Genomic DNA, 22,159 nt, shown 5'->3' on the forward strand with positions numbered 1-22,159 from the left:
CGCAGTCACGTTTGAATCCCTTACCTGCCAAGCGCCTCCAGCACGGCTGCGGCCAAAAGCGGAACCATCAATTCATGATGGCCGGTCAGCGCATATCCTTTCCCGCCTTTTTGCGTTGGCCGTTTGACGACATTGGTCATTGGTCGGTAATGCGGGAGAAAATCCATATTCACCGTCGTAATCTGTTTTAAGGCTCGTCCCAGATTCCTGCCCAACGTCACGGTCTTGAGAAAGACTTCCGGCATCATGACCGCTGATCCCAAATTAATATACACGCCCCCTTCCATCTTCGACACCACTGCGGCCAGCTTGCGAAAATCTAATAATGAGCCACCACCAATCGCTTCGCCGTTTGCATGAGGGTGCATGTGAATGATATCGGTCCCGATCGCCACATGCACCGTCACCGGAAGACCAAGTTGCGCACCGGCCGCCAGCAAACTCCATCGCCGATGTGGAAACTGCTTAGGATGCTTCAAGAGATACCGGCCGACCCCTTCTCCAATGCCCAAACCCTCCTGCCAGCCCTTCACAATCGCCTCATTTAAAATCCGTCCCGTGTCTTCTGCCATGCCAAATCGTCCGGAATCAATTTCGGCTTCAACCTCCTCCGAGGTTTGCCCAAGATAGGCTAACTCAAAATCATGGATAATGACGGCCCCATTCATGGCTACGGCGGTAATGACGCCCTTTCGCATCAGGTCCACGACGATGGGATTCAGACCGACCTTGGTGGGATGGGCGCCCATGCCGAGGATCACCGGTCTTCCCCTCCGTCTGGCATCAACAATGGCCGCGACCACAGCGCGGAAAGTTTTGCCTGCTAAAATATCCGGCAGGGTTTTGAGAAAGGCTTGAAAGGTACCCGCCCGCCGCCAAGGGGAGCCAAAATCCGCCATCTTCACTTTGGAATGACGAGTTTGAAGCGGGTAGGTACGAAGCCGGGCGAGATTCAGCTTCGGGGACGCACCGGTTGGTAATGATTTAGCCCTGGTCACCAAATAGACGCTCTTCAATAAATTCGCACAACACGTGCCCCAGCGTAATGTGACATTCTTGAATACGTGCCGTCACCGAAGAAGGGACCCGAAAACAATAATCGACGAGATCTCCCACTTTACCCCCGGTGGCGCCTGTCCAGGCCACTGTGACAAGACCACTGTTAGTGGCGGCTTCCACACCACGGATCACATTCAGGGAGTTCCCACTGGTGCTAATGGCAATGGCCACATCCCCCTTGCGGCCATGCGCCTTTATTTGCCGGGAGAAAATATCTGTAAAGTCGTAATCATTCGCAATGCAGGTTATTGCGGCCATATCGCAGGCCAATGCCAGGGCAGGGAGGGGATCTCGATCGCGGCGATACCGACCGACAAATTCCGCAGCAAGATGCGAAGCATCCGTCGCACTCCCACCATTTCCAAAGAGCAAGACCTTTCGGCCTTCTCGAAATGCGCGGATCAACAATTGACCGACTTCAACCACACGCTCCGCATGTGTCCGGATAAATTCATTTTTCACATCCGCACTGGTTTCAAAGGCCTGAATGACCGCATCAATATTCATCGTGGCCGATTCTATCAGGATAGGACCTAAATTTCACACTCTCCTAAGAGAAATACAGGGGCTAGCCGTTGAGGACTAATATCCGGCATCAGTTTTCTTGCCGGTCTCCTCAACCGATGATATAGTCGACCCATTGTGAGTGCCCATATCCCCACCAAAGCACTCCTACTTGCCATTCAATCCGATCCTACGTCCGCCATCGCCATTGTTCGACATTTAAATCCTGACATGGTGTGTTTTTTCCTGCACGAATCTCATAAAGAGGTCGTGGAGTCCCAAATCCCTCCAGCCCTGTCCCGCATGCCCCAACGTTGGGACTGGATCTTCACCCCTTCTCCAGAAAGTTTTTCCGCGTGCCAGAAGGCCCTGGCCCAGGGGCTTGGCCCTCTATTGACGACCTGGAAGGTGACGCCGGGCGAGCTGGTGATTGATATCACCAACGCAACCGTTGGTATGGCTTCCGCCATGGCGCTGACAGGATTTCCTTTTTCCACCAAAGTGTTGTTGGTCCCCGGGCATCCCTTTCCGTCTGCTGACCAAACTGTTGAGGGGATCACCAAACTGTTATCGCAATCTGAAACCTCTGCCAATCCTTGGGACGAAGAGGCACCGCGCCTACGACACGAGGCTTGTTACCATTTCAACCATGGCTCTTATGATGCCGCCGTTAAAGGGTTTCATACACTGGAGCATCGCATCAGCGGCGGACTGAAACCCTTCTATCGGGCCTTGGCCGATGTCGCACAGGCCTATGGCCTCTGGGATCAACTGCTCTATCGTACTGCCTGGGAAAAATTAAAGGGCGGGATCAAAGCCTTGGAACTGGCCTCTGTGTGGGGCGGCCCTCCTGGAATGGATCGTCTCCTTCACTTACTCAAAGGAAATCTCACGTTTCTTGAACGAATTGTGCTGGATTCAAAAGACATTAAACCGGGAGTGTCTCTCGACTTATTAGCATGGGCTAAACGCCGAGGAGACCGGGTTCGGGATCTTGAAGCCGCCACTCATGTCCTGCTTCGAGCCTTGGAGGCCTTTGCTCAATCCAGATTGTTTACCCAGTATCACCTGAAAAGTTGGGATGTGAGTCTCGAACAACTCCCTGAGGACCTGCGAGACACCTGTCGCAGACAATTTCTCAACGAAATTGATGGGAAATATCGCCTTCCTCTGCAGGCGCAATTTCAGGCGTTGGCTGCGCTCGGAGATCCCATGGGGGAACGCTTTGTCACTGATTGGTCAAAAATGAAGTCCTTATTTGATGCCGCTGATCATGCGCTGCTGGGCTACGGATTTGAACCCATTAAACCTGAACGCTTCCATCAACTCTATGACCTGGTGATAAAATTAAGTGGCGTGGCTCCTACCGACCTTCCAGAATTTCCAACTATGAATGTGTAGCGGAGGCAACCAGCCGGAATGGAAGTACGGGTCTATTATGAAGATACAGACTGTGGGGGAGTCGTCTATTACGCCAACTATCTGAAATACTTTGAACGAGCCCGAACGCATTACTTTGATACCCATGGCCTGTCGGTTGCCGAGTTGATAAAGGAAGGAACCGAATTTCGCGTGATACGCGCCGAACTTTCTTATCGATCGGCCGCCACCTATGGAGAGACCCTGGTGGTCGAGACAACGGTAGCAGCCGATCGACGAACGTCTCTCACCTTTTCCCATGTCATCACAGATCGCACCAGCAAAAGATTGGTGGTGGAAGGATCGGCAACACTCGTGGCAGTCAATTCCAATGGCAAAGTCAAACGCCTCCCACCTCCTATCCTGGAAGCCTTGGGTCTCCCGTTAGTATTCCCTTCTTCCTGAGAACGCATGCGTATGACTCTCTCCGATTCTCGGCAACCGGGAATGATTCTGACGTTTCCCCACCTGCCCTATGCAGAAGCCTGGGAGCTTCAACAATCTTTGGCAACCCAACGTCTTGAGGACCATCGACCCGACACATTGGTCTTGACCGAACACGAACCCGTCATCACCTTGGGGCGAACAACCAAACCGGAGCATTGGGAGCCTCATTGGCCTGAACTGCAGGACATGGGAATCCACCTTCATCAGACCGGGCGAGGCGGATCGGTGACCTATCATGGCCCCGGACAGTTGATCGGATATCCAATTCTACGACTTCGAAATTTCTGTCCTGGTCCAAAAATATATGTCCAGCAATTGGAGGAGGTCCTAATTCGCACCTTAGGGGAATGGGGTATTGCCGGATGTCGTCATGAATCGTTTCGCGGGGTGTGGGTCGACAGTGAGGCAGGTCATTTAGAAAAAATTGCGTCCATCGGTGTACGAATTTCCCGTGGGGTAACCATGCATGGATTTGCCTTAAACGTGAACGTCGATCTCAAACCGTTTCCCTTCTTAGCGCCATGTGGCATTGAAGGCTGTACCATGGCCTCCATGGCAAAGAACCTTGGGAGATCAATTGATTCGCATCTGGTTCGGACACAAATCATTCACCACTTTGGGGAGGTTTTTGGGATTAGCTGGGCGAAAGGGTAATTATTCAGAATAGCCTGCTCTCATCTTCTATTCAGTTCGGAAAGTCCCTTTGCCTGCCTGTTCATCCTATTCTCATAGAGATTGAAGCCATCTGTAAGACGTCATATATCTTATGGAGATGTGCTGGGTTGCCCTGCTCTACTCGAAGTCATTGTTTCGGTCATTTTTTACTTCATGGGCTTTCTGTTCGATATTTTTTTCAAGCTCTGATTGCTCGCCTCACCCAAGGCTTTTTAAAAAACTAATACTTGGCGCGAAAAAATATTCTCCGCCTTTCAGCGTGACGAATCCCTGGAAATCAAATGGTTGGGTTTTCCTGTTTTCCCCAGCCCATTCGCAAGGCCATTGTTGTTGAAGAGGTATTTTTTTATCCTCGGTCTGGCCGATGATAGGATCAAGTCCACAGGATGTGGCATTAGCCATTTGCTGCAATCGCTCAAATTGGTTCGCGATATCAGCTTGAAAACACATGAAAAGAAGACCGACTCCATCCTCAGGGCGATCCCCCATATCTTCTCTCCGCTTCCCATAAGTAATTCCCCGTCTGGCAATTCGGTGCCCCCGTTCTTCTTGTGATTGCTCGCGCGGATTGACCTTTCGAATGTGTCCCTGAAGAGGGCATTTGGAACCATTCCTATCCTTTTGGTAGTTAAAATTATTAAAAGCGGGAACATCCATTCCATCGCCTTTTTGTAATGTAATCGGTGTCCCATCTTCAAAACGTCCCACAACGAGAGCTCCCGCTCTCTCGGCTTCTTCATCTTTAAGTTTCAATACTTCTGCTAGCTGTGCTTCAGCATCCTTAAACCCTTTAACATTCTGTTCAAGCTTTCTGAAGACAAAATAACTTCCATAGCTCTGGCTTTCCTTTCCACCGTTAGGATCTTCTATCAGCACCGAACTGAGGGGAGTGGAAGGATCATACTGGTCAATGCCCTCCTTCTTTTTTTCGGACTCGATATCCTCCTGGAGGAAAAGAGGTTGGCTACGACCATCAACATATCCAAAGTGTTCCACGATATTTCCGTTTTTATCCAAGGGAAGTACTCTGCCCTCCTGGATAGCGAGTTCCTTTAAAGCACCCTTGGTATTTTCTATATCATCCCGCAATTCCCTTCTTTCGACTTCTAGGAATGCTTCATTTTTGTGGGCCAAAATAATCATGCCATGAATTTCATCTCTATATGGTTTTTCCCATTCTTGGGAAGGCCGGTCATTGAGATCTTGACCGGAGGCTTTCATGCCCTTTCGAAATTTGGGATCAGAGGGGATTTGGCTCTCTTTGAAACCTAATGCTTGGTATCCCTTGGCAGAGAGGACAAAACCCCTGAATGTCGTTTCTTCCCAATTTTCGCCTGAATCAAGTGCCTTCCGGCGGGCAAGAGCTACTTTTCGTTGGTTAAATGCGGAGGTGACGCTTTCTGAAAATTTCTTTACCCATTTCCTGGCTTGGGTAGGATCCTTCCCGAATTTTATGAAAATGTGAGCCGTATGATGCCGCCCGTGACCCTTAAGAATATTGCCCTGTAGGTCATTCATCATTGCTGCGTGTTCAGAGGCATCTGGATCCAGTGGAATGACTTTGGTCGGGTCATGGGGGTCGATATTATTCAGCTTCAATGGCATTAGAGCCACTCCTTTCTGACGCATGCGGATGAGTCGGGATACCATCCTTCTTAGACGTGTTTTCCGAAGCGTCTGTTTTCCCACCGATCGCAATCGTGTATATCGTCGAATGGGTGATACCATCTAAATCCAAATACTCGTCTATCTCACGGTCAAAATAGCCGCCAATGTTCACACAGCCTAACCCGAGAGCATTGGCAACAAGGTTAAGGTTTTGGGCCACATGACCGGCCTCTAACAAAATATACCGATACCCTCGTTCTCCATATTTGAAGGTGGATCGTTCGAATAGGGCGGTAAGGAAAATTATGAGGGAGGTTCCCTGAGCTAATTCCGGCTGTACCAGCCCTAACGAAATCCGATGTGTGTTGTCGCCCTCCTGGAGATGGCGTAAACAATGTTCGGAAGGGTTGTAGTGGTAGATCCCGGAGGAATGTCCTTTAAGGGAAGCCGTGTGAAAAAATAATTCTAAGGGATACAGAGCACCACCGGAGGGGACAACGCGGAAGGGTCGTGGGAAAGGAGTGTCTGTATTTTTTCTTGTGACGCCATAGGCATAGAAAAAAAGCGTGGCAATGTGTTCCAAGGTCAATTCACGTGGGCTGAAATTTCGAGCGGATGTACGAGTGGTGATGGCTTGTTCAAGGGGAAGCGACAGGGGTGCAAAGGAATGAGAGAGGTCCACGCGCGGGTACCCTTCAAAGGGTAAGGACTCATGAAACTTTCTCATTCTGGAACGGACTTCCTCTTTCGAAGGGGTTTGGGTATAGCGACTAACCTTGGAATTCTCATGGAAGAGTTCCCACAATGGCTCTTCGTGGCTTCCGGGCATAAAGATCTCTTCCCATACCCGTTGTTCTGCCATAGTTTGTTCTCCTTTTTTATGGGAAAGGGTGGGGTGCGGGGTTATCACCCGTAAGTTTCGTAATGCCTTGATATCCAAGTTTTTGAGGCACCTGCCAAAGACGCGTGCCACCGAGGGCACGTATTTCATGTCCCATGAATAGCGGATGAAACCCTGGAATCAGTGCTCGAAACACAAACAACCCCGATTCGCGGACATCAGGGGTCGTCAAGTCCACCACCAGGACACGGTGATGAACGTTTTCTACCTTTTCAAGGAGAGTCCATAAATTAATTTCCGGATCTCCTGTCGCCAAATTTTCAATTTCATCAAATCCGATTCGTTGTCGAGATTCAAAAATGAAGTCAGCAAGGTTGGTATTTTTATGATCACAATACAGATGAACATGAAGATCCTGGTTCACAATATTTCCAAAATTTTCATCAGGAATACAGGGTGAGAGGTTGGTCTTGAGAAGTTGAGCCAGACGCCTGGTATGCGCCAATTCCTCGAGACTTTTCCTGACCGCTTCCTCGGGATCCAAATCCGCCGAGGCCGCGAACACCAGCGCAGGCGAATCAGGGACATGACTGTGCAACACAGAAAGTATGGTAGGAATGCCCACATCCATGGTGAGGTTGAGGAGCGTGACGGTACTATTGATTCGTTCCAACCGATGAACAAGATCACGATTAAGATCGCTTAATGTTTCAACTTTGATGTGTGGCCTGCCCAGGCGAGCCTGCCAGGTAATGGTGAAGGCATCGCGTTCGATAACCTCGCAAATTGCCGAATGAATGGCTTTCGTTCGACTGCCATGACAGGCCAATCCGGTAGAAATCGTCTGGGTAATGGGGACCTCTCCATTTTCCCTATTGAAGGAATAGGGAAGGAACACCATGGCGGCCGGGACGTAACAGGGTGTGTCCTGTAGGAGGTCTGTTGCTTGGACCCATCGAAGAGGTATGTTCCGATCAAAGGGAGAAAAACGAAAACCCAGTTGAGAATACTGTTTCTCACTGAAAAGCGCCCAATCGCTGGGAGGGATACATGGGAAGGACGCTTCGGCAAAAGACGTTAGGGGTAGCTCTTCTTTGTTATATATCGCAGAACAATACCGTTCCACGGCTTCCCCGAGAGCCTTTCCCAAGGCAGAGGCCCTGTTTGATGATGTCCCAGAGCCAAAGGAAGAATTTTTTTGGTCGCACAAAGCGAGGGTGTTACCGGCCTTGGCCAAATAATGAAAAAAATCTGGTGCCCCAGGTTCGCGTGGAGCTTGGGAAACATGACGAACAATTCCCACAGATCGGTCTACGAGATTTTCAACCAGGTAAGAAAGCTGTTCTAAGTCCGGCGTAGAATGAATCAATTGGCCCTTCCTCCGCGTGGTGAGAAGTTTGATTTGTAAGAGGTCGTAGAGGATCGAATGGCCAGGGGGCTGCAGACAGCACATCTTGGAACTTTAAGGACTTTTCTTTTCATCATTTCGGATGTCAATAGATTGACCTGGATTTGGGTGCCAATATTCCGAAAGGGAAGGGCATGGCTATACAGCCTCGTCAGCTCGAAAGCCGCAATATCTCCCAGAACTGAAGCCATGGAGGGGTGATACCCGACCACTTTTTGGCCGGTTGACGTAATTGTTTCTGATGCACGCTGGACTCCCGGATCTTTCATGTGAGCATTTTGGCGTTGGCGAAGACATTCATAACAAGCGGTTTCGCCCGGGACCACCAACGGCCCCACATACCCGATCAAGTCCTGGAGGACCACAGGGAGAAAGTGGCAGCGGTTTTTGACACAGAACGCATTGCAATCCCGTATGCCCTGATGGGTTCCCAAGTCAGAGCAGGCAATGATGCAATTTACCGACAAGGGATCGATTTGTTTTTCCCAGTCACTCAGCTTCACAGGTTCGCTGATGTTGGGAGACCACCTTCCCTCCAACAAATTACCCCCATCATCAAACAGGTCAGGATTTCGCATCCAGGGGTCATCTACCACCTGAAAATTTTCTACTCCTGAGTCGGTGAAGGAGGAAACGAGGTGCCGGGAAATGCTGTTCACCCCCATGATGACGAGTTTTCGCATGTTCAGTCGAGTGGCGGCTTGATCAGCTGAAACCCCAAAATGCCAATAAAAAATGTCTAACGAGCTTTCGGGAATCTTGAGGGCAGGTTCAGTTATCTCGCTAGGCACCAAAAGGTGCCCAGCGAGTAACAGGTCAATGAGATTTTCTGCAGCTTGATGCTCATCAGGGCTGAATTGATTGGAGATCTCTTCACGAGTGACGCCGTTCTGACCAGCAAGGGTCAGGACGCGCGCCACCATCCCAATGGAGCCATCATCGGGCACCTTGACCTCCGTACACCCTCGCTTAAGGAGGATGCCATCCTCCAGTCTAATTATTTGGATCGGTAATGCCTTCAACTTCATCCGAGGCATGAGCAACAGGCATTGAAGCCCTCCCCATGTTCCATATGGTGATAGTTCATTCCTGTATGGAGTGCCAAGGCACTAATGATGGCTGCTCCCTCTGGAGTTTCTAGGCCAACTGGCATTTTTCCAAAAGGGGCCGTTCTTTCGTGGAAGTACGATAACGTCATCAAATCTCGCACCGTAATATTTTTGACCTTTGCCCAAGTCGCTGGATCATGGAGCCCTGCCTGAGCACAGTTATCCTCTGTAACTTCCCCTGCCGGATTTCCACCTGGAGCCGTAAAAGCTTTTTTATTTCTGTCTGCTTTGTTTGAGGGATCTCCTGCCATCTCACACCTCCTTAATTAATGGTTTAATTTTAGGCCCTTTGAGGCCGCCTGACCGCGATTGATTATTAACCAACAATTTTTGCTGAAAATTTTTTGTGTTACAGACTCACTCAACATCCCTCAATAATTTTTGATACCTTTTTGCAGCCCTCACCACCTTGATATTTACGGTAACCTAATGGTCAGCCAGCACAGCACCCGGCTTTTGATTGTTTCCCCGAGTGGATTTTCTTTATGTTTGTCATTCAGGGCATTGAACACCGATACCGCTAATTCGGCCTTATTGCTCCAGAACCGATAGCCTCCACGAAGGTTGAGTAGGGTATAGCTACCGACCCTCTCGTTCGGCGGGGGAAAACCGCCGGGAAACGTCGAAACAATGGTGAAGCCTGGGCCGATGGGATAATCCGCGGATCCCACAAAATGAACGGCGGCTTCTCCGTTGAGACCATTGTCCAGATCGGCCCGCAGGCCTCCATTGACTTTCCATTGTGGGCCACCGCGCCTCGCAATGCCTGTCAAGCTCTGGCTGATATCCTGGTACGAGAAATTTGCAAAGCCTGTCAGCCAGGGCATCGCCAGATACTCGGCTCCCGCCTCGACACCTTTAATGGTGGCTTCCCCAGGGGCGTTGTCGAAGGTGAGATTTACGGTATTTCCCACAGGTACTTGTGCAATCAGATCTTTAAGATTATTCAGGAAGAGGGAAGCTCGGGTTCTGAGACGGTGTTTGAAATACCACCCCTGATAAGAAAGCTCATATGACGTGATTTTCTCCGGTTTAAGATTCTGGTTTCCGGTTAAGGAATTCACCGTGGTAAATGGAGGAACAAATGGGGGAATTCCCGGAAAGAAGAAGTTCGCTCGTGAGTCCGTATGCGTTTCAAAAATCGTGGGAGCGCGGTAGGCTATCGCGGCTGTCAGTCGAAAGGCATGGTTTTCAGAAGGTTTGAAAATGAGAGAGCCCCGCGGGCTATAGGTCGGATTGATATAGGTGTCCATATCAAAACGAAGCCCCGCCACTGCGGTAAGCATCGAAATGGGTTCCCATTCCTCTTGCACGTATAGACCCAGCCGGTTTTCATGGTTAGAGCCGGAGAGGAAGTTGCTGGTCGTGCTGTTGTATCGATAATTGAAGCCATAGGTCAGTTGGTTGGTTGCCCCTATTTCCAGGCGGTGCTGACCCTCCACGTTATAGCTATTCCAATTCAGGACTTGCTCAGAACTACCGTTTTGGGGACTAAAGAAACTTATAAAGGGGGAAATTTGAGGCGAAAAGGCGTTAACGTCGCTTGGCTGATGGAGGTTGGTCCAATATCCCCTGAGAAAATAGTTGGCTCCCTCGTAGGCCGCATTAACATACCCCTGCTCAGGTTTCTGCGAGGAGATGTCGACTATGTCAACGATCGGCCCATCATACTGACTTGAAGTTAAAAACCCTCCGGAGAGTTTCACCGCGGTATCCCCTGGAAGCGCATAGGTCGTGGCAATGTTGAATTTGTTTGACCCGAACGCTTTCTTATCGCGGTCATCCCATTCATTGGTTTGGTCGTGGCCATAGGAGATGCGATAGGAGAGATCTTCAAACCGTCCCCCATATATGGCTGAAATCATGGCGGTTGAAAATTCGCCCCCACCGGCCTGAACTGTGAGCCCCTTCATTTCTTCCGCGCTCTTCGTAATGATATTAATGACGCCATCATACGCATTGAATCCATAGATCGCCGAAGCGGGGCCTTTGAGTACTTCGATTTGCTTGATTTCCGGCAAGGTTATTGGAATCGCTTTCCATAGCATATCCCCTTGGGGATCCAGGTAAATCGAGCGCCCATCCACCAACACCAAGAGTTTGTTGGCTCTGTTTTGATTGTCCCCGCGCATGCTGACATCGAAATGGGCTCCTGTCATTTGGATGACCTCCAGACCGGGTATACGCCTGAGGACGGTGGGAAGATCCACGGCACCGGACTGGCTGATGTCTTCTGCGGTGATAACATAGACGTTGGATGGGGCATCGGAAATGGGCTGCTCATGCGCAGCGGCAATGCTGACGTTTTCTTCTTTGAGGAATTCTAAATCTTCTTTGATGAGGTCCAGATCAATGGCTGCCGGACTCGTTTGGTTTTGTTCTTCTGAACCTGCATACAGGAGAGTATTGGCAAAGAAGAACAGTATGCCTCCTATGAGACCGGAGAATAAGGAGTAATTAGAACGCTTTTTCATTGGACTCATTCGTTTTAGTTTTTACATGATTCTACGTCACCCAGCCGCTTCCCTAACGTGTCCCGCAGGGTGCGACCCTTGCTTTCATAAAAGATAGGATGCCTCCATTATTTGGTTCCCGTTTACTGCTTTTCCCAGTTTTATCAATCTGGTTACCCCCGTCTTCATGGCCTAATCCCCATAATATAAAATCCGGTTGCCGCCCCGAAAAATTTCCCTGCCGTATTATCCTCTGCCAATTCCTGCAATAAGGTTTCTGCCTTTTGGCCAGAAAGTTTGCCTGCCTTCACGGCAAGGGCCACGGTCGGCACGATCCTCCAGGCTAGGTTGGCCTGGGCCAAGTCGGAAAATACATAGGTTCCTGCCCCCACTGCGATGTCCCTGAATCCGGCTTCTTTAAAGATCACCGGAAGGGCATGTCCCATTCCCGGATGCCGAATACTGTTTTGAAGGAGTCTGCGGAGCATGGTGCTTCGCCTGGCACTGCCGGTGGTGATGACCAGAGTGTCCCAGTCGGCTTCCAGCGAGAGAATTGTTCCGCCGGATTTGAGGACGCGAAACATCTCCCGTGCGGCCTTTGGAGGGTTGGGAAGATGCATGAACACACGGCTGGCCCAGCATCCGTCAAAAGTGCGATCGGGAAACTCAAGTTGCTGCGCGTCCCCCAGGAAAAATTCCACATTGATGGGCAGTTCTTTGGCCCGTTTCCTGGCTTCGTTGAGTAGGAGTTGGCTGGCATCGATCCCGATGACTTGGCCTTTATTCCCGACCGTCTCTCCTAACGCGAAGGCATCATGGCCTATTCCGCATCCCACGTCTAAGAGCCGAGCCCCTTTTCCGGGACTGAACATCTGTATGAGTGCCTGCTGGCTGGCCCGATATTGCGGATTGCCGGTTGTCTGATCAAGAAACCGAATCAAGCTTTGGGGATCGTCCGCCCCATCGACAGAGGAAAACTCGCTAAGTAATTCCCTTTGCTCTATTTCTCTTGTTCTTGGCCGTAAATACGTGGTTGCGCCAGGCTTCCTCAACTTTCCGTGGCCATTGAGTAGGCTTTCGTAAAGCGATTTCTTGCTCGTCGTTCCCATTACAGTAAACATTCCCCTCACCGGAGGGGATTTCTAAGGACTAACTAACTGCATTCTCTGTCTCCCACTTTTTTTTAAAACCTTCTTAATCAAGCATATTTTGATGGGGCTATCACTATATTGTTTTCGCTTAAAGATTTTGGAGGAACGGAAAGGGCCACGACTCCCTCTTGCCTTTGCAAGTTCGGGCGACCGGGAGGTTAACAATCGTTTTTGACTGGAGCTTTCGTGAAGGAAGAATGGTGGAGGGGATTCCGAAATGGGCAGTTCGTGGACTATGGCAATGCTCACCGACTCTGCCTGAATGAATTTCATTTCTTCCTTCACATCCTCGAGATCGGCATGCATGCTTAGGAGTACGATCGGTAGGAACCGACGCCGTTTCCGCTCAGGTCAAGTCATCATTGAGAATGTCCGTTACCAAGATCATGAAGAAATCCGCAATTATCCAGAGCCACAAGGAGGGTCTACTCAGGCCGAACATTCGGTAGCCTCCAATGGAAACATCCGACAGAAGGTATCGGGCTTGATGAACATGCCCTTCTCACCAAGGATTCCTGCCTGATTTTCGAGTAGCTGCAAAAGTAAGTCCTCGACTTAATTTCATATTGCTTCAGTCTGCTCAAACCTCACGGTGAGATTGAACCCATTGAAAAAATATTTAAATTTGAAATTTTCTTCACTCATTTTGATTATCCAGTTTTTAAAGGAAAATATTAGTTCGTATCCAATTAGATACCATGTGTATCTTTTTGGATAACAAAAGGTTGTGGGAATCGTTGTTTTAGATGCTCAGACCAGACGAATGGAAATGCGCTAAACGGTGCGCGGAGGGAAAGAAACCTTAAACCTGACAAGAAAATAGAAGCACAAAATCAATGGTGAAAGACAGGTCAATACGAAGGTTGAATTCGGAAGTGATCCAGAAAATGAACGGAAGAATGTTCCCTGCTCGGGCGGAGATTGATAAATGATTAATCAATCAGAAACAGCGGCAGAGGTCTGTAATAAATCATTAACATTCATTAGTCAAATAGGAAAGGTGCCGTCTGCCCTGTCATCATCAACCTACCCTGTAAGAATACTCATCCCGTCGTTCCGAACCGGATTGGGAAAACCCCTTGGCGGATTCTGCTATGCCATACTTCTCGGTACGCACTCCGCTTCACCATTCCCCCGCGCCGCTTCTGTTGTTTCGGCTGAGAATCTTCTTTTGTGCTGCCTCCCTTCTCTGTAGGATCTTCCTACTGTTCGTGTGAGGCCTCCAACCTGTATTCCGACTGAGTGTGATGGGTGACGTGGCTAACAACTTTCTTCGATAGATCTCTCCCGTTTACAAATGATTGAGAGTGGTAAACGGCGGCATTGTATGCCTACCCTTTCGATTTTTCAAGGGCTTTTCTTTTTTAAAAAAAGGCAATTTCCTTCGGAAAACGGGTTAAATAGGTCGGTGGAAACCAAATAAAGTTGCAAAGGACGGGGCGGGTGGTAAAAGAGGATTAAGGGGGAATCTGCCAGTCCCCGGATTTCTTGTCATCTCCGACATCCTTCATCGGAACTCTATCCTGACCATTTTCAGTTGGGTTTCAGCTCTTCGATTACAACTTGAAGGCCTGGGAACAACACGCCGCGAAAAAAGAGGGGAAGCAGGTACGGCAAAGGGTACGTCCAATGATAAGGAGGTCGGAATAAGTCTTTCCCTCTGGTTCTTCTTTACAAAAACGGAGGAGACTTTAAAGAATCAATCATTTTCGGAATCAATGCTCTCTCCCATTTTTCATACTCCCCAGCCTCCGCTCACGTGCAGGTTGGCTCCCGTCACGTATCGAGCCTCGTCAGATAGGAAATAACGAACGGCTTGAACGGTATCTTGGATTTCCCCGATATAACCGGCCGGAATTTTTTTTGCTATCCCGTCAAGTTCTCCAGGTGGTGCGCTCCCTGAATCAATAAATCCTGGTGAAACCGCATTCACGGTAATACCATCGGGAGCGAGGATTTTCGCCAACGTCCTGGTAAGAATGAGCACGCCGGCCTTGGCAATATAATGGGCGGTCACATGCGATTGGGCTTCCATTTTGTCCGCGTTGGCCATGCCGAACGAAATGATCCGTCCGGATTGCCTAGCCTTCATCCCTGGGGCGACAGCCTTCGCGAGATAGAAGATCGGGTGAAGATTATTGTTGAACATCTCCGACCAGCCATCGGTGGTTTCATCAAAAAGCGGCACCCGATGGTAAGGTCCCGCCCCGTTGATCAGCGCATCAATCCGGTCCCATGTATTTTCCACTTGCTGAACAAGCTGGACAGCAGCAATGGCATCTGAGACATCACACTGAATGGCCAAGGCCTTTCCGCCTTTCTCTTTAATGGTGCGCACGACATCCTGCGCCTCCAACTGACTGGTGCGATAACAAATCGCCACCTTCCAATCCTTGGCGGCTAAGTCCAGGGCGATACCACGCCCAATTCCCCTTGCTCCACCAGTGATCAACGCCACCCGCTCGTTCATGGCTTCCAACCCCTGTTCTTCTCATAATCACACACCAGTCGCACAGGAATCATTTCCCCATTATTCACGGTTGGTCAATCGTGCTGCTAATTCTTGCAACACGTTTTTCGTACGAGAAGAAAATGTTTGATTCTGCCGGTCCTTGGCTTCCCGGATAAATAGTTGAAGATCCTCAACCGTATCGAGATCTCGTAGAGGCGGTAAAACCTTCAAAGATAAACCCAACTCCTGAACTCTCTGTTTGGTATTCGCAAACACCTGATCAGTGGACCATGGCATATTCTCAAACAGGTCTGGAACAGGTGATCGCAGACCGATTAAATAATATCCACCATCCCCTGTGGGGCCCAGCACCACATCATGATCCTCCAAGCCCTTCACGGCTGATTTCAGCAGTGGTCCATGAATCCCGGGAATGTCGGTGCCAATAACCACAGCCGAACGATAGGGTGCTCCAAGGGCCTGTTTAAAAACCCCGGCCATGCGCTCTCCCAGGTCCTCCCCCTGTTGATCCCAGACAGGGATTTTGAATCGAGCCTCCATGGCCCGAAAGAATGGATGATGGTGAGAGGGCGTTCCGGCCAGAATCCGATCGTATTCTTTGAGAGATTGACATCGCTCTAAGATATCCAAGATGAGACTTCCGTGGAGACTGGCTGCCTCATCAGGCGTGAGAGGAGGACACAGACGTGTTTTGACCTGCCCGGCAACCGGTGCCTTCGCAAAGACAATAATCGCCGACATCGCAGGCGGGAGGCTTCGATGTCCTTTCCCCTGGCCCTGCGGTGATGGGCGTGATCGACGTAGAGCTGGGTCGTTACCGGACGGTGTCATAATACTGCTGAAGACGACGAGGATCCCATCCTAGCCAATACCACGCGCGGAGTATCCACATGCGCACGATCGTGCGGAGTGGGCCGTGCTGGTCCCACCGTCGAAACGAGGTGACGACTTTAGCTCGCAGAGCCGCGATCGGACCAACTCGCTTCAACCGGCGGCTGAATTCAATATCTTCCATCAGAGGAATATTTGCAAAGCCTCCCAACGCTTCAAACACTGAACGTCGCACAAACATGGTTTGATCGCCGGTGGAAATCCCCGACCAGCGTGAGCGAAGATTCATGAGCCGGCTCACCATCCATGCATAACCGGTGTCCTGTGGGAAACGTACATCAAACCGGCCACCAACACACCCCTGATCGTCCATAGCCTGTGTCACCACTTGTCTGGCATTGCGGGGCAATTGAGTGTCTGCATGCAAAAACACCAGAATGTCCGATTTGGCCAGAGCGGCCCCTGCATTCATTTGGGAGGCCCGACCACGTGGCCCGTTGATAATTTGAGTGTGGACATTAGGTGCCGATTGACAGATCGTCCTTGCCACATCCGTCGTTTGATCCCAACTACCGCCATCCACAATTATCAGCTCCTCAAATCCGAATGATGACAGCAATTCAGGCAACAGCACAGCCAATGCCTTCTGTTCATTCAAGACCGGAATGATCACGGCGATGTCCATGAAGACCCTAAATGTCGGCGCACACAGGAAAGATAAAAAACCAAGAACGTACGTCTACGAGTCGGCGGGTTTCTTGGGATTTTTGAACATAAAAAACACGACGACTCCGATCGTGCCCCAGTAAATTAGATACTTATGCCAAAATAAGACTTCCCCAAAATGCATAAATGCCATCGCACAAAGCAGAGACAACGCCATCACCGTATAACGGACCGTGAGATTGTCCACGGAGGAATAGGCCCACATCGCCATGCCCGAAAAATAAATAATCATGGGAAAGATGCTGATTTCCGCACCGGTACTGGCGGACAAAAAAACCTGCAAAAACCCGATAAAGACCATAGCGGATCCCACCATACGCATGGCCACCTGCATCTGCAGATTTTCTTGATCCTCCTGATCCTCCTCCATAACTGGCGGACGGGGAGGCACGGGCTTGGGAACAACAGGATCAGTCGACTGAGGTGGATCGGTTTCTGTACTCATAATTACCACTTAAAATGTTTGCTGAGTGTGAGACCCTGCTGGAAATAGGATGACCCCAAAGCCGATCCATATAACTGCATGGGAATATCACGCATCTTTTCGTAAACAACCTTAAAAAATGTCTGTCCGTCATGAATACGGAAGGGCACATCGTGAGGGCGAACCTCCAAAACCACCTGGGTGCCTTTCCGGTTTGGGTTGGCATAGCCAAAGCCCGGATCGAAGAACCCGGCATAATGGGTTCGTAATTCCCCGCAGGCGGCTTCATACGCCACCATTTCCGATGAATACCCAGGTGGAACCTGGATACGTTCCTTGGAGGCCAGGATATAAAACTCTTCCGGCTCCAATAGCATCGTAGCCGCGGCATTGCGTTTGAGCGGTTCCCAAAAATCGGTCGCGGCATAGTGGCCCACCAGACTGAGATCAATGACATGACTGTTCTTTTTGGCCCGGTAACCCACAATCGCCTCGGAATGGTCACTCGATCCTTGCAGATCGACACTTAAAAACAGACCGTTATTCATCCGGAGTTCCTTGCCTGATAGGGGCAGATCCGTTTTTCCCGAATCTCCATTATGAAACAGCAAGGGAGTCTTGCGATGAACGGTCCGCAACCCTGAATCCGAGACCATGGGCTTTCCTGACATTAATCGCAATTGATTGAGAGCCAATCCAGCCTGCACTCGTATCGTAAACGACCGCGGCACGATTTCCAAAAATAACGGGCCTTCATACCCCGAGCGGATTTCATCGAAGCCCACATGGAGATCCGTCACCACGCGGGTAAAAATATCCAACCTTCCCGTGGAACTTTTTGGATTGGTTCGACCGCGGATATCTTTGGGCAGCTTCACCCGCTCCATCAAGGGGACGAGGTAGACATGGCCTTTTTCCAGAATCGCCCCATTGGTCAGATCCATATCGTACATCACCATATCGGACCGGTAGAGGTCCTCAATCGTAAACTGTGATTGCTGATCGGATGGCTCTGGCAGAAAACTGCTCAGGAGACGGTAGGCCTTAGTTCCCAGCCGTAAATCGAGACTGGCCGGTTGAATTTGCTTGGGGGTGATGGGCACATCGGCTCGGATCACGCGCTGACGAACCAGCGCACGAAGATGTTGAAAAGACAGAATGCCTGTTTTCTTCGAATCCAGCATCAATAATCATCCATGGCGCCGGCGCCGCACATATCCTGGGACGCTGGGGCGCCTACCATTGGCAATTCACGCCCGTTTCCCGAAGTCGGCTGAGGATAATGATAGGTTTTATTTTCGTAATTTTTTAAGACTGCCCCGTTCTCATCTAAATTCAATAAATAATCGTTGGGCAACAGTGGAATCTTTCCGCCACCTCCAGGCGCATCAATGACAAAGTGGGGAACAGCCATGCCACTGGTATGCCCCTGAAGGGATTGAATAATTTTCAACCCCGTTTCCACCGTGGTCCGAAAATGATTCGTCCCCTTGGTGAGGTCAGCTTGATAGAGGTAATAGGGTTTCACTCTGGCCAACAACAGTTGATGCATCAGGCGTTTCATGATTTCAGGATCATCATTCACCCCTTTCAGCAAGACGGTTTGGGCTCCCAAGGGCACCCCGGCATCGGCCAATCGACCGCAAGACTCCTTGACTTCCGGCGTCAACTCATCCGGATGGTTGAAATGCAAATTCATATAGATGGGATGGAAGCGTTTCACGATATCACACAATTCTGGAGTAATCCGTTGAGGGAGAGTCCCCGGCACACGGGTCCCAAACCGAATCAATTCTAAATGCGGGATGGATCGAAGGCCTTTCAGAATTCTCTCAATGAGGCGATCAGGCAACAACAACGGGTCACCCCCAGACAGGATGACGTCCCGAACTTCAGTATGCTCTCTGAGGTACGCCACCGCTCGATCCAACTCACCCTTCTTGAGAAACCCCGGTTTTCCAACCAGCCGTTTTCTCGTGCAGAACCGGCAATAGATTGGACATTGGTTGGTCACCATCAGCAAGACGCGATCAGGATATCGGTGGACCAAGTGAGGAACCGGGCTGTCCGTATCTTCCTCCAACGGATCGTCCGGGGCATCAATATCATCCAGTTCAATGGCCTCGGGGACGACCTGTTTCCAGATCGCATCCCCTTTACTTTTAATTGTTGCCAGCACAGTCGGGGTAATCCGCATCGGATAGGGCCCGACCACGGCTTCCACCTCCTTGGGATCGACCCCAAGATGTTTGGCTAAATCCTTGGGTTTGGTGATACTTGCGGCGAGGACCTTTTTCCAATCATCCATAGCTTAATGATTCCTTTCATCAAGGTGGCTGGAGGGTGGCTTGGTGGCTTCCCCGGAGGGAGCGCCATGGTCATCGTAGTCGTCCAGATATGCCAAGATATCGGATGTCTCCGTCAACACCGTTTCTCCATGAACCAACACCGGGACATAATTTTGTCCTGAGACTTCATATAGTTTTTTCCGGAACGGGCGAACATCCGGTACAACTTCATGTTCGTAGGGCAGTCCCAATTCGTCCAATTTCTCGCGGACAACTTGGCATTCCGGACACCACTCCGTGTGATACAGTTTCATGCTCATGCTGTTAAGAGTATCAGACATGTCAACTAGGGGTCTTCCACATGAGAGGAATATTACACTCTGACCGAAAGAACCAGGAGGCCTGGGCCTTATGAGCTCAGGTGACTTTCCATGACGGAACAGGGAGCCATGACGGCATCCCGCATTCCATGAATAATTTTTTTATCTTTGGGACAGATCGTTGCCAGGACACCACCCAGATTGGCCTGCCCCTCATTCACGAAATAATACGGAGATATGCGCGCCCGTCCTTCCATCCTGACGACGTCACCCGAATGGCTGTCATAATATTCAACCACAACCAGTCGCCCTTTGTGAAATGTTTGAAGAATCGAAGGGCTCGTCTCAAATTGTTGCAGAGCATGGGACACGACTTCTTTCCATTGGACTTGCGACATATCATGCCCGATCGAGACACCCCGGCTACCCCAAGCCTGGTCGGAAAATCCTGACACTTTAATGACATACTGACGCTCTTTTTGGGTGGCTTCTCCCAACCACTGCCAATCCGACACCGCACGATTTCCATGGCGTAAGCCGGGAATCACCGCAGAAGGGGGAAGGGGTCTGGGATCCAAAATCCATGTCCCGGGAATGATGGCACGAAGACAGTCAAACGTGTCTGGCTTCAATTCGTGCTCCCAGAATTTTTCCAACATCGGATGATGGAACAAGGCTAAGGCCAGTTTTTCCTCCATCCAGGGCTTATATGGCGGGGTGACCACAACCCTGCCTTTTTTGGCACTGTAGACAATCAACTCCCCTTTGGGAATATTTTTCAAATCGAACAATTCGTAGAACCGGTAGATCACCGAAAGAGGCTGATCCTGTCCCTCATGGTGAATCAGGAGACCCTCTTCCGTAAAACGAATATCACGGGGATGCCCGCAATAGGCCTCCCAACCTTCCTGCCGGAGTTGCGTCACTACCCATTGCATTTCGGCGCGATAGGCCTCAGCTTCATCCGAGACCACAATGGCCACACGAGGAGGCTGCCCGTGCAACATGCCTCGTAACATACGGGAAAACCCTTGAATCAACCCGTCGGCCTGCGGCCACACAGTTCTGCCCTGCTGGGCATACATCCGGCTGAGACTGCCGGTTAAGCCAATCCCTCCAGGGACAGAATCGAGTTCTGTCAGGGCCATTCCCCCATTGGTGGGAATGAGATCGGGACGAATGACACCGGGAAGTTGATTTTTGAACCGATTCATCCTGGCAAGGGCCAATAGATCCTCGGGCTTTCCGATATCCAAATATTCATGAACCCACGCAGGTTGCATGCCTTTCAGGCTTTCAAGATACAACCGGTTCAACGCCTGATAGAACAACAACAGATGCTGTCCTAAGGCTTCAAAAAACTTGGCTTCCTCGTGGGAAACCTCAAAAGGGCCACATGCCACTCGCCAATGATCATCCTGTCCGGTCTCAAATAATCCGTCCTTGATCAGCCTGTCCCGATAGAGAGGATAGGGGCTGTCAGATGTTGACGGACTCAATGGCAGAATGGGGCCGGACTGTTCTACTTGGGAAGAAATAACCGATCCTGGGTTAATCGTGGAAGACGTATGTGACGGACCAGACACTCTGACGTCCTTCACTCGTCGATCAAAAGAGGTTGGACCTGTACGAAATACTTCAAATCGGGCCTAATATGAAAAGCTTGGACCTTGGTGACGGCCCTTTTGCTAGAATAGGGAGATCGTAGCACGCTCTCTTGAAACCAGACAAGGCACGCCCTCGAAGGAAATGGCGGGCCAAGTCGCCATGAAAGTGATGTGCATATGCCTCAGACAATCCCCGTCATTCCTGGTCCACAAGTCGTTCCCTCGGCCGTCTGTTTTCGATGCGACGTCTGCTGTCGTTTCCCTGAACAGGACAGCTTCCTCAGACCGTACTTTACGGAAGATGAAATTCGACAGGCCGTCACACACGGCATCCTTTCCTCTTCCTTTCCTGATCATCGGGGCAGTCAGATTGAAGTCGTCCGACATCCCAATGATGAAGGATTTCTCTGTCCCGCCTTTGATCCCATCACACAACACTGTCGCATTTATGAGGTGCGTCCTCTGGATTGTCAATTATATCCCTTCGCACTTATGTGGAATGCCCAACACGAGAAAGTCGTGCTTGGATGGGATACTCTGTGCCCGTTTCTTCTCGAACAAGCCGGGGAAGAAAACCCTTTCAGGAAAGCTGACCCACAACCTTCAGCGCTGACCATTCCAAAGGCGATCATGGAACAGGCCCAACGTGTGGCGATCTATTTGGAATCGGATAATGTTCTCAATGCCCTAGCCGGTCATCCCCGATTAGTGACTCCGTTTCAACCCGATGTCGTCGTGTTGCACACACTCGATCGCCTGACCGAGACTCTTCGATCCTCCACTACACACGATAAGCGTTGACGGCCACGGTCTCAC

20 protein-coding genes are annotated in these 22,159 nt (G+C 50.3%); 4 read left to right on the forward strand and 16 right to left on the reverse strand.

Annotated elements, in window-relative coordinates; all coding sequences use genetic code 11:
- Nucleotides 1-20: 20 nt before the first annotated feature.
- Nucleotides 21-998, reverse strand: coding sequence for a hypothetical protein (locus PJI16_01040; GenBank protein ID MDT3776143.1), 978 nt, complete (start codon nt 996-998; stop codon nt 21-23).
- Entirely contained in the window at nt 985-1,566 is a 582-nt protein-coding gene (locus PJI16_01045; protein ID MDT3776144.1) for a D-sedoheptulose 7-phosphate isomerase, read from the reverse strand. The genes PJI16_01040 and PJI16_01045 overlap by 14 nt, the downstream gene beginning before the upstream one ends.
- A gap of 135 nt (nt 1,567-1,701) precedes the next feature.
- On the opposite strand from PJI16_01045, the gene PJI16_01050 reads away from it, so the two are divergent.
- From PJI16_01050 to lipB, 3 genes are read left to right on the forward strand one after another with little or no spacing between them, the layout of a single operon-like run.
- Nucleotides 1,702-2,964 carry a TIGR02710 family CRISPR-associated CARF protein gene (locus PJI16_01050; protein ID MDT3776145.1) on the forward strand — a complete coding sequence of 421 codons (1,263 nt, stop codon included), beginning with the start codon at nt 1,702-1,704 and terminating at the stop codon, nt 2,962-2,964.
- A gap of 18 nt (nt 2,965-2,982) precedes the next feature.
- Entirely contained in the window at nt 2,983-3,387 is a 405-nt protein-coding gene (locus PJI16_01055; GenBank protein ID MDT3776146.1) for a thioesterase family protein, read from the forward strand.
- Between the two features lie 6 nt (nt 3,388-3,393).
- Complete coding sequence (lipB, locus tag PJI16_01060; protein ID MDT3776147.1) at nt 3,394-4,083, forward strand: lipoyl(octanoyl) transferase LipB; 690 nt, start codon at nt 3,394-3,396, stop codon at nt 4,081-4,083.
- A 219-nt stretch (nt 4,084-4,302) separates the two neighbouring features.
- Here lipB and PJI16_01065 read toward each other — a convergent pair whose 3' ends face one another.
- The 14 genes from PJI16_01065 to PJI16_01130 all read right to left on the reverse strand — a co-directional run bounded on the left by PJI16_01065 (nt 4,303) and on the right by PJI16_01130 (nt 21,322).
- Nucleotides 4,303-5,709, reverse strand: a complete 1,407-nt coding sequence (locus tag PJI16_01065; GenBank protein ID MDT3776148.1) for a Dyp-type peroxidase — start codon at nt 5,707-5,709, stop codon at nt 4,303-4,305.
- Nucleotides 5,690-6,574, reverse strand: coding sequence for a SagB/ThcOx family dehydrogenase (locus PJI16_01070; GenBank protein MDT3776149.1), 885 nt, complete (start codon nt 6,572-6,574; stop codon nt 5,690-5,692). The genes PJI16_01065 and PJI16_01070 overlap by 20 nt, the downstream gene beginning before the upstream one ends.
- 16 nt (nt 6,575-6,590) lie before the next feature.
- Nucleotides 6,591-7,922 (reverse strand): YcaO-like family protein, encoded by a 1,332-nt coding sequence (locus PJI16_01075; GenBank protein MDT3776150.1) that lies wholly within the window; start codon nt 7,920-7,922, stop codon nt 6,591-6,593.
- Complete coding sequence (locus PJI16_01080) at nt 7,919-8,908, reverse strand: TOMM precursor leader peptide-binding protein (protein ID MDT3776151.1); 990 nt, start codon at nt 8,906-8,908, stop codon at nt 7,919-7,921. Before PJI16_01080 ends, PJI16_01075 begins: the two co-directional genes overlap by 4 nt.
- Nucleotides 8,909-9,486: 578 nt before the next feature.
- The gene (locus PJI16_01085; GenBank protein MDT3776152.1) at nt 9,487-11,544 is read right to left on the reverse strand and encodes a TonB-dependent receptor; all 2,058 of its coding nucleotides are present in this window, start codon (nt 11,542-11,544) and stop codon (nt 9,487-9,489) included.
- A gap of 164 nt (nt 11,545-11,708) precedes the next feature.
- A complete protein-coding gene (locus tag PJI16_01090; protein ID MDT3776153.1) occupies nt 11,709-12,644 on the reverse strand; it encodes a methyltransferase domain-containing protein in 936 nt (311 codons plus the stop codon).
- Nucleotides 12,645-14,409: 1,765 nt separating this feature from the next.
- Nucleotides 14,410-15,144, reverse strand: coding sequence for an SDR family oxidoreductase (locus tag PJI16_01095; protein MDT3776154.1), 735 nt, complete (start codon nt 15,142-15,144; stop codon nt 14,410-14,412).
- A gap of 60 nt (nt 15,145-15,204) precedes the next feature.
- Nucleotides 15,205-15,978 (reverse strand): TIGR04282 family arsenosugar biosynthesis glycosyltransferase, encoded by a 774-nt coding sequence (locus tag PJI16_01100; GenBank protein ID MDT3776155.1) that lies wholly within the window; start codon nt 15,976-15,978, stop codon nt 15,205-15,207.
- Nucleotides 15,962-16,663: a TIGR04283 family arsenosugar biosynthesis glycosyltransferase gene (locus tag PJI16_01105; protein MDT3776156.1), complete on the reverse strand. Its 702-nt coding sequence runs from the start codon at nt 16,661-16,663 to the stop codon at nt 15,962-15,964. The genes PJI16_01100 and PJI16_01105 overlap by 17 nt, the downstream gene beginning before the upstream one ends.
- Nucleotides 16,664-16,717: 54 nt before the next feature.
- A complete protein-coding gene (locus PJI16_01110; protein ID MDT3776157.1) occupies nt 16,718-17,149 on the reverse strand; it encodes a hypothetical protein in 432 nt (143 codons plus the stop codon).
- Between the two features lie 2 nt (nt 17,150-17,151).
- On the reverse strand, nt 17,152-18,312 hold the full coding sequence (locus PJI16_01115) for a 2'-deoxycytidine 5'-triphosphate deaminase (GenBank protein ID MDT3776158.1): 1,161 nt from the start codon (nt 18,310-18,312) through the stop codon (nt 17,152-17,154).
- The gene (locus PJI16_01120; GenBank protein ID MDT3776159.1) at nt 18,312-19,436 is read right to left on the reverse strand and encodes a KamA family radical SAM protein; all 1,125 of its coding nucleotides are present in this window, start codon (nt 19,434-19,436) and stop codon (nt 18,312-18,314) included. Before PJI16_01120 ends, PJI16_01115 begins: the two co-directional genes overlap by 1 nt.
- 3 nt (nt 19,437-19,439) lie before the next feature.
- Complete coding sequence (locus PJI16_01125) at nt 19,440-19,757, reverse strand: glutathione S-transferase N-terminal domain-containing protein (protein MDT3776160.1); 318 nt, start codon at nt 19,755-19,757, stop codon at nt 19,440-19,442.
- A gap of 68 nt (nt 19,758-19,825) precedes the next feature.
- On the reverse strand, nt 19,826-21,322 hold the full coding sequence (locus tag PJI16_01130; GenBank protein MDT3776161.1) for a hypothetical protein: 1,497 nt from the start codon (nt 21,320-21,322) through the stop codon (nt 19,826-19,828).
- 198 nt (nt 21,323-21,520) lie between these two features.
- On the opposite strand from PJI16_01130, the gene PJI16_01135 reads away from it, so the two are divergent.
- Nucleotides 21,521-22,144: a YkgJ family cysteine cluster protein gene (locus tag PJI16_01135; GenBank protein MDT3776162.1), complete on the forward strand. Its 624-nt coding sequence runs from the start codon at nt 21,521-21,523 to the stop codon at nt 22,142-22,144.
- The last annotated feature ends 15 nt before the right edge of the window (nt 22,145-22,159 follow it).

Source organism: Nitrospira sp. MA-1 (genome assembly GCA_032139905.1).
GTDB lineage: Bacteria > Nitrospirota > Nitrospiria > Nitrospirales > UBA8639 > Nitrospira_E.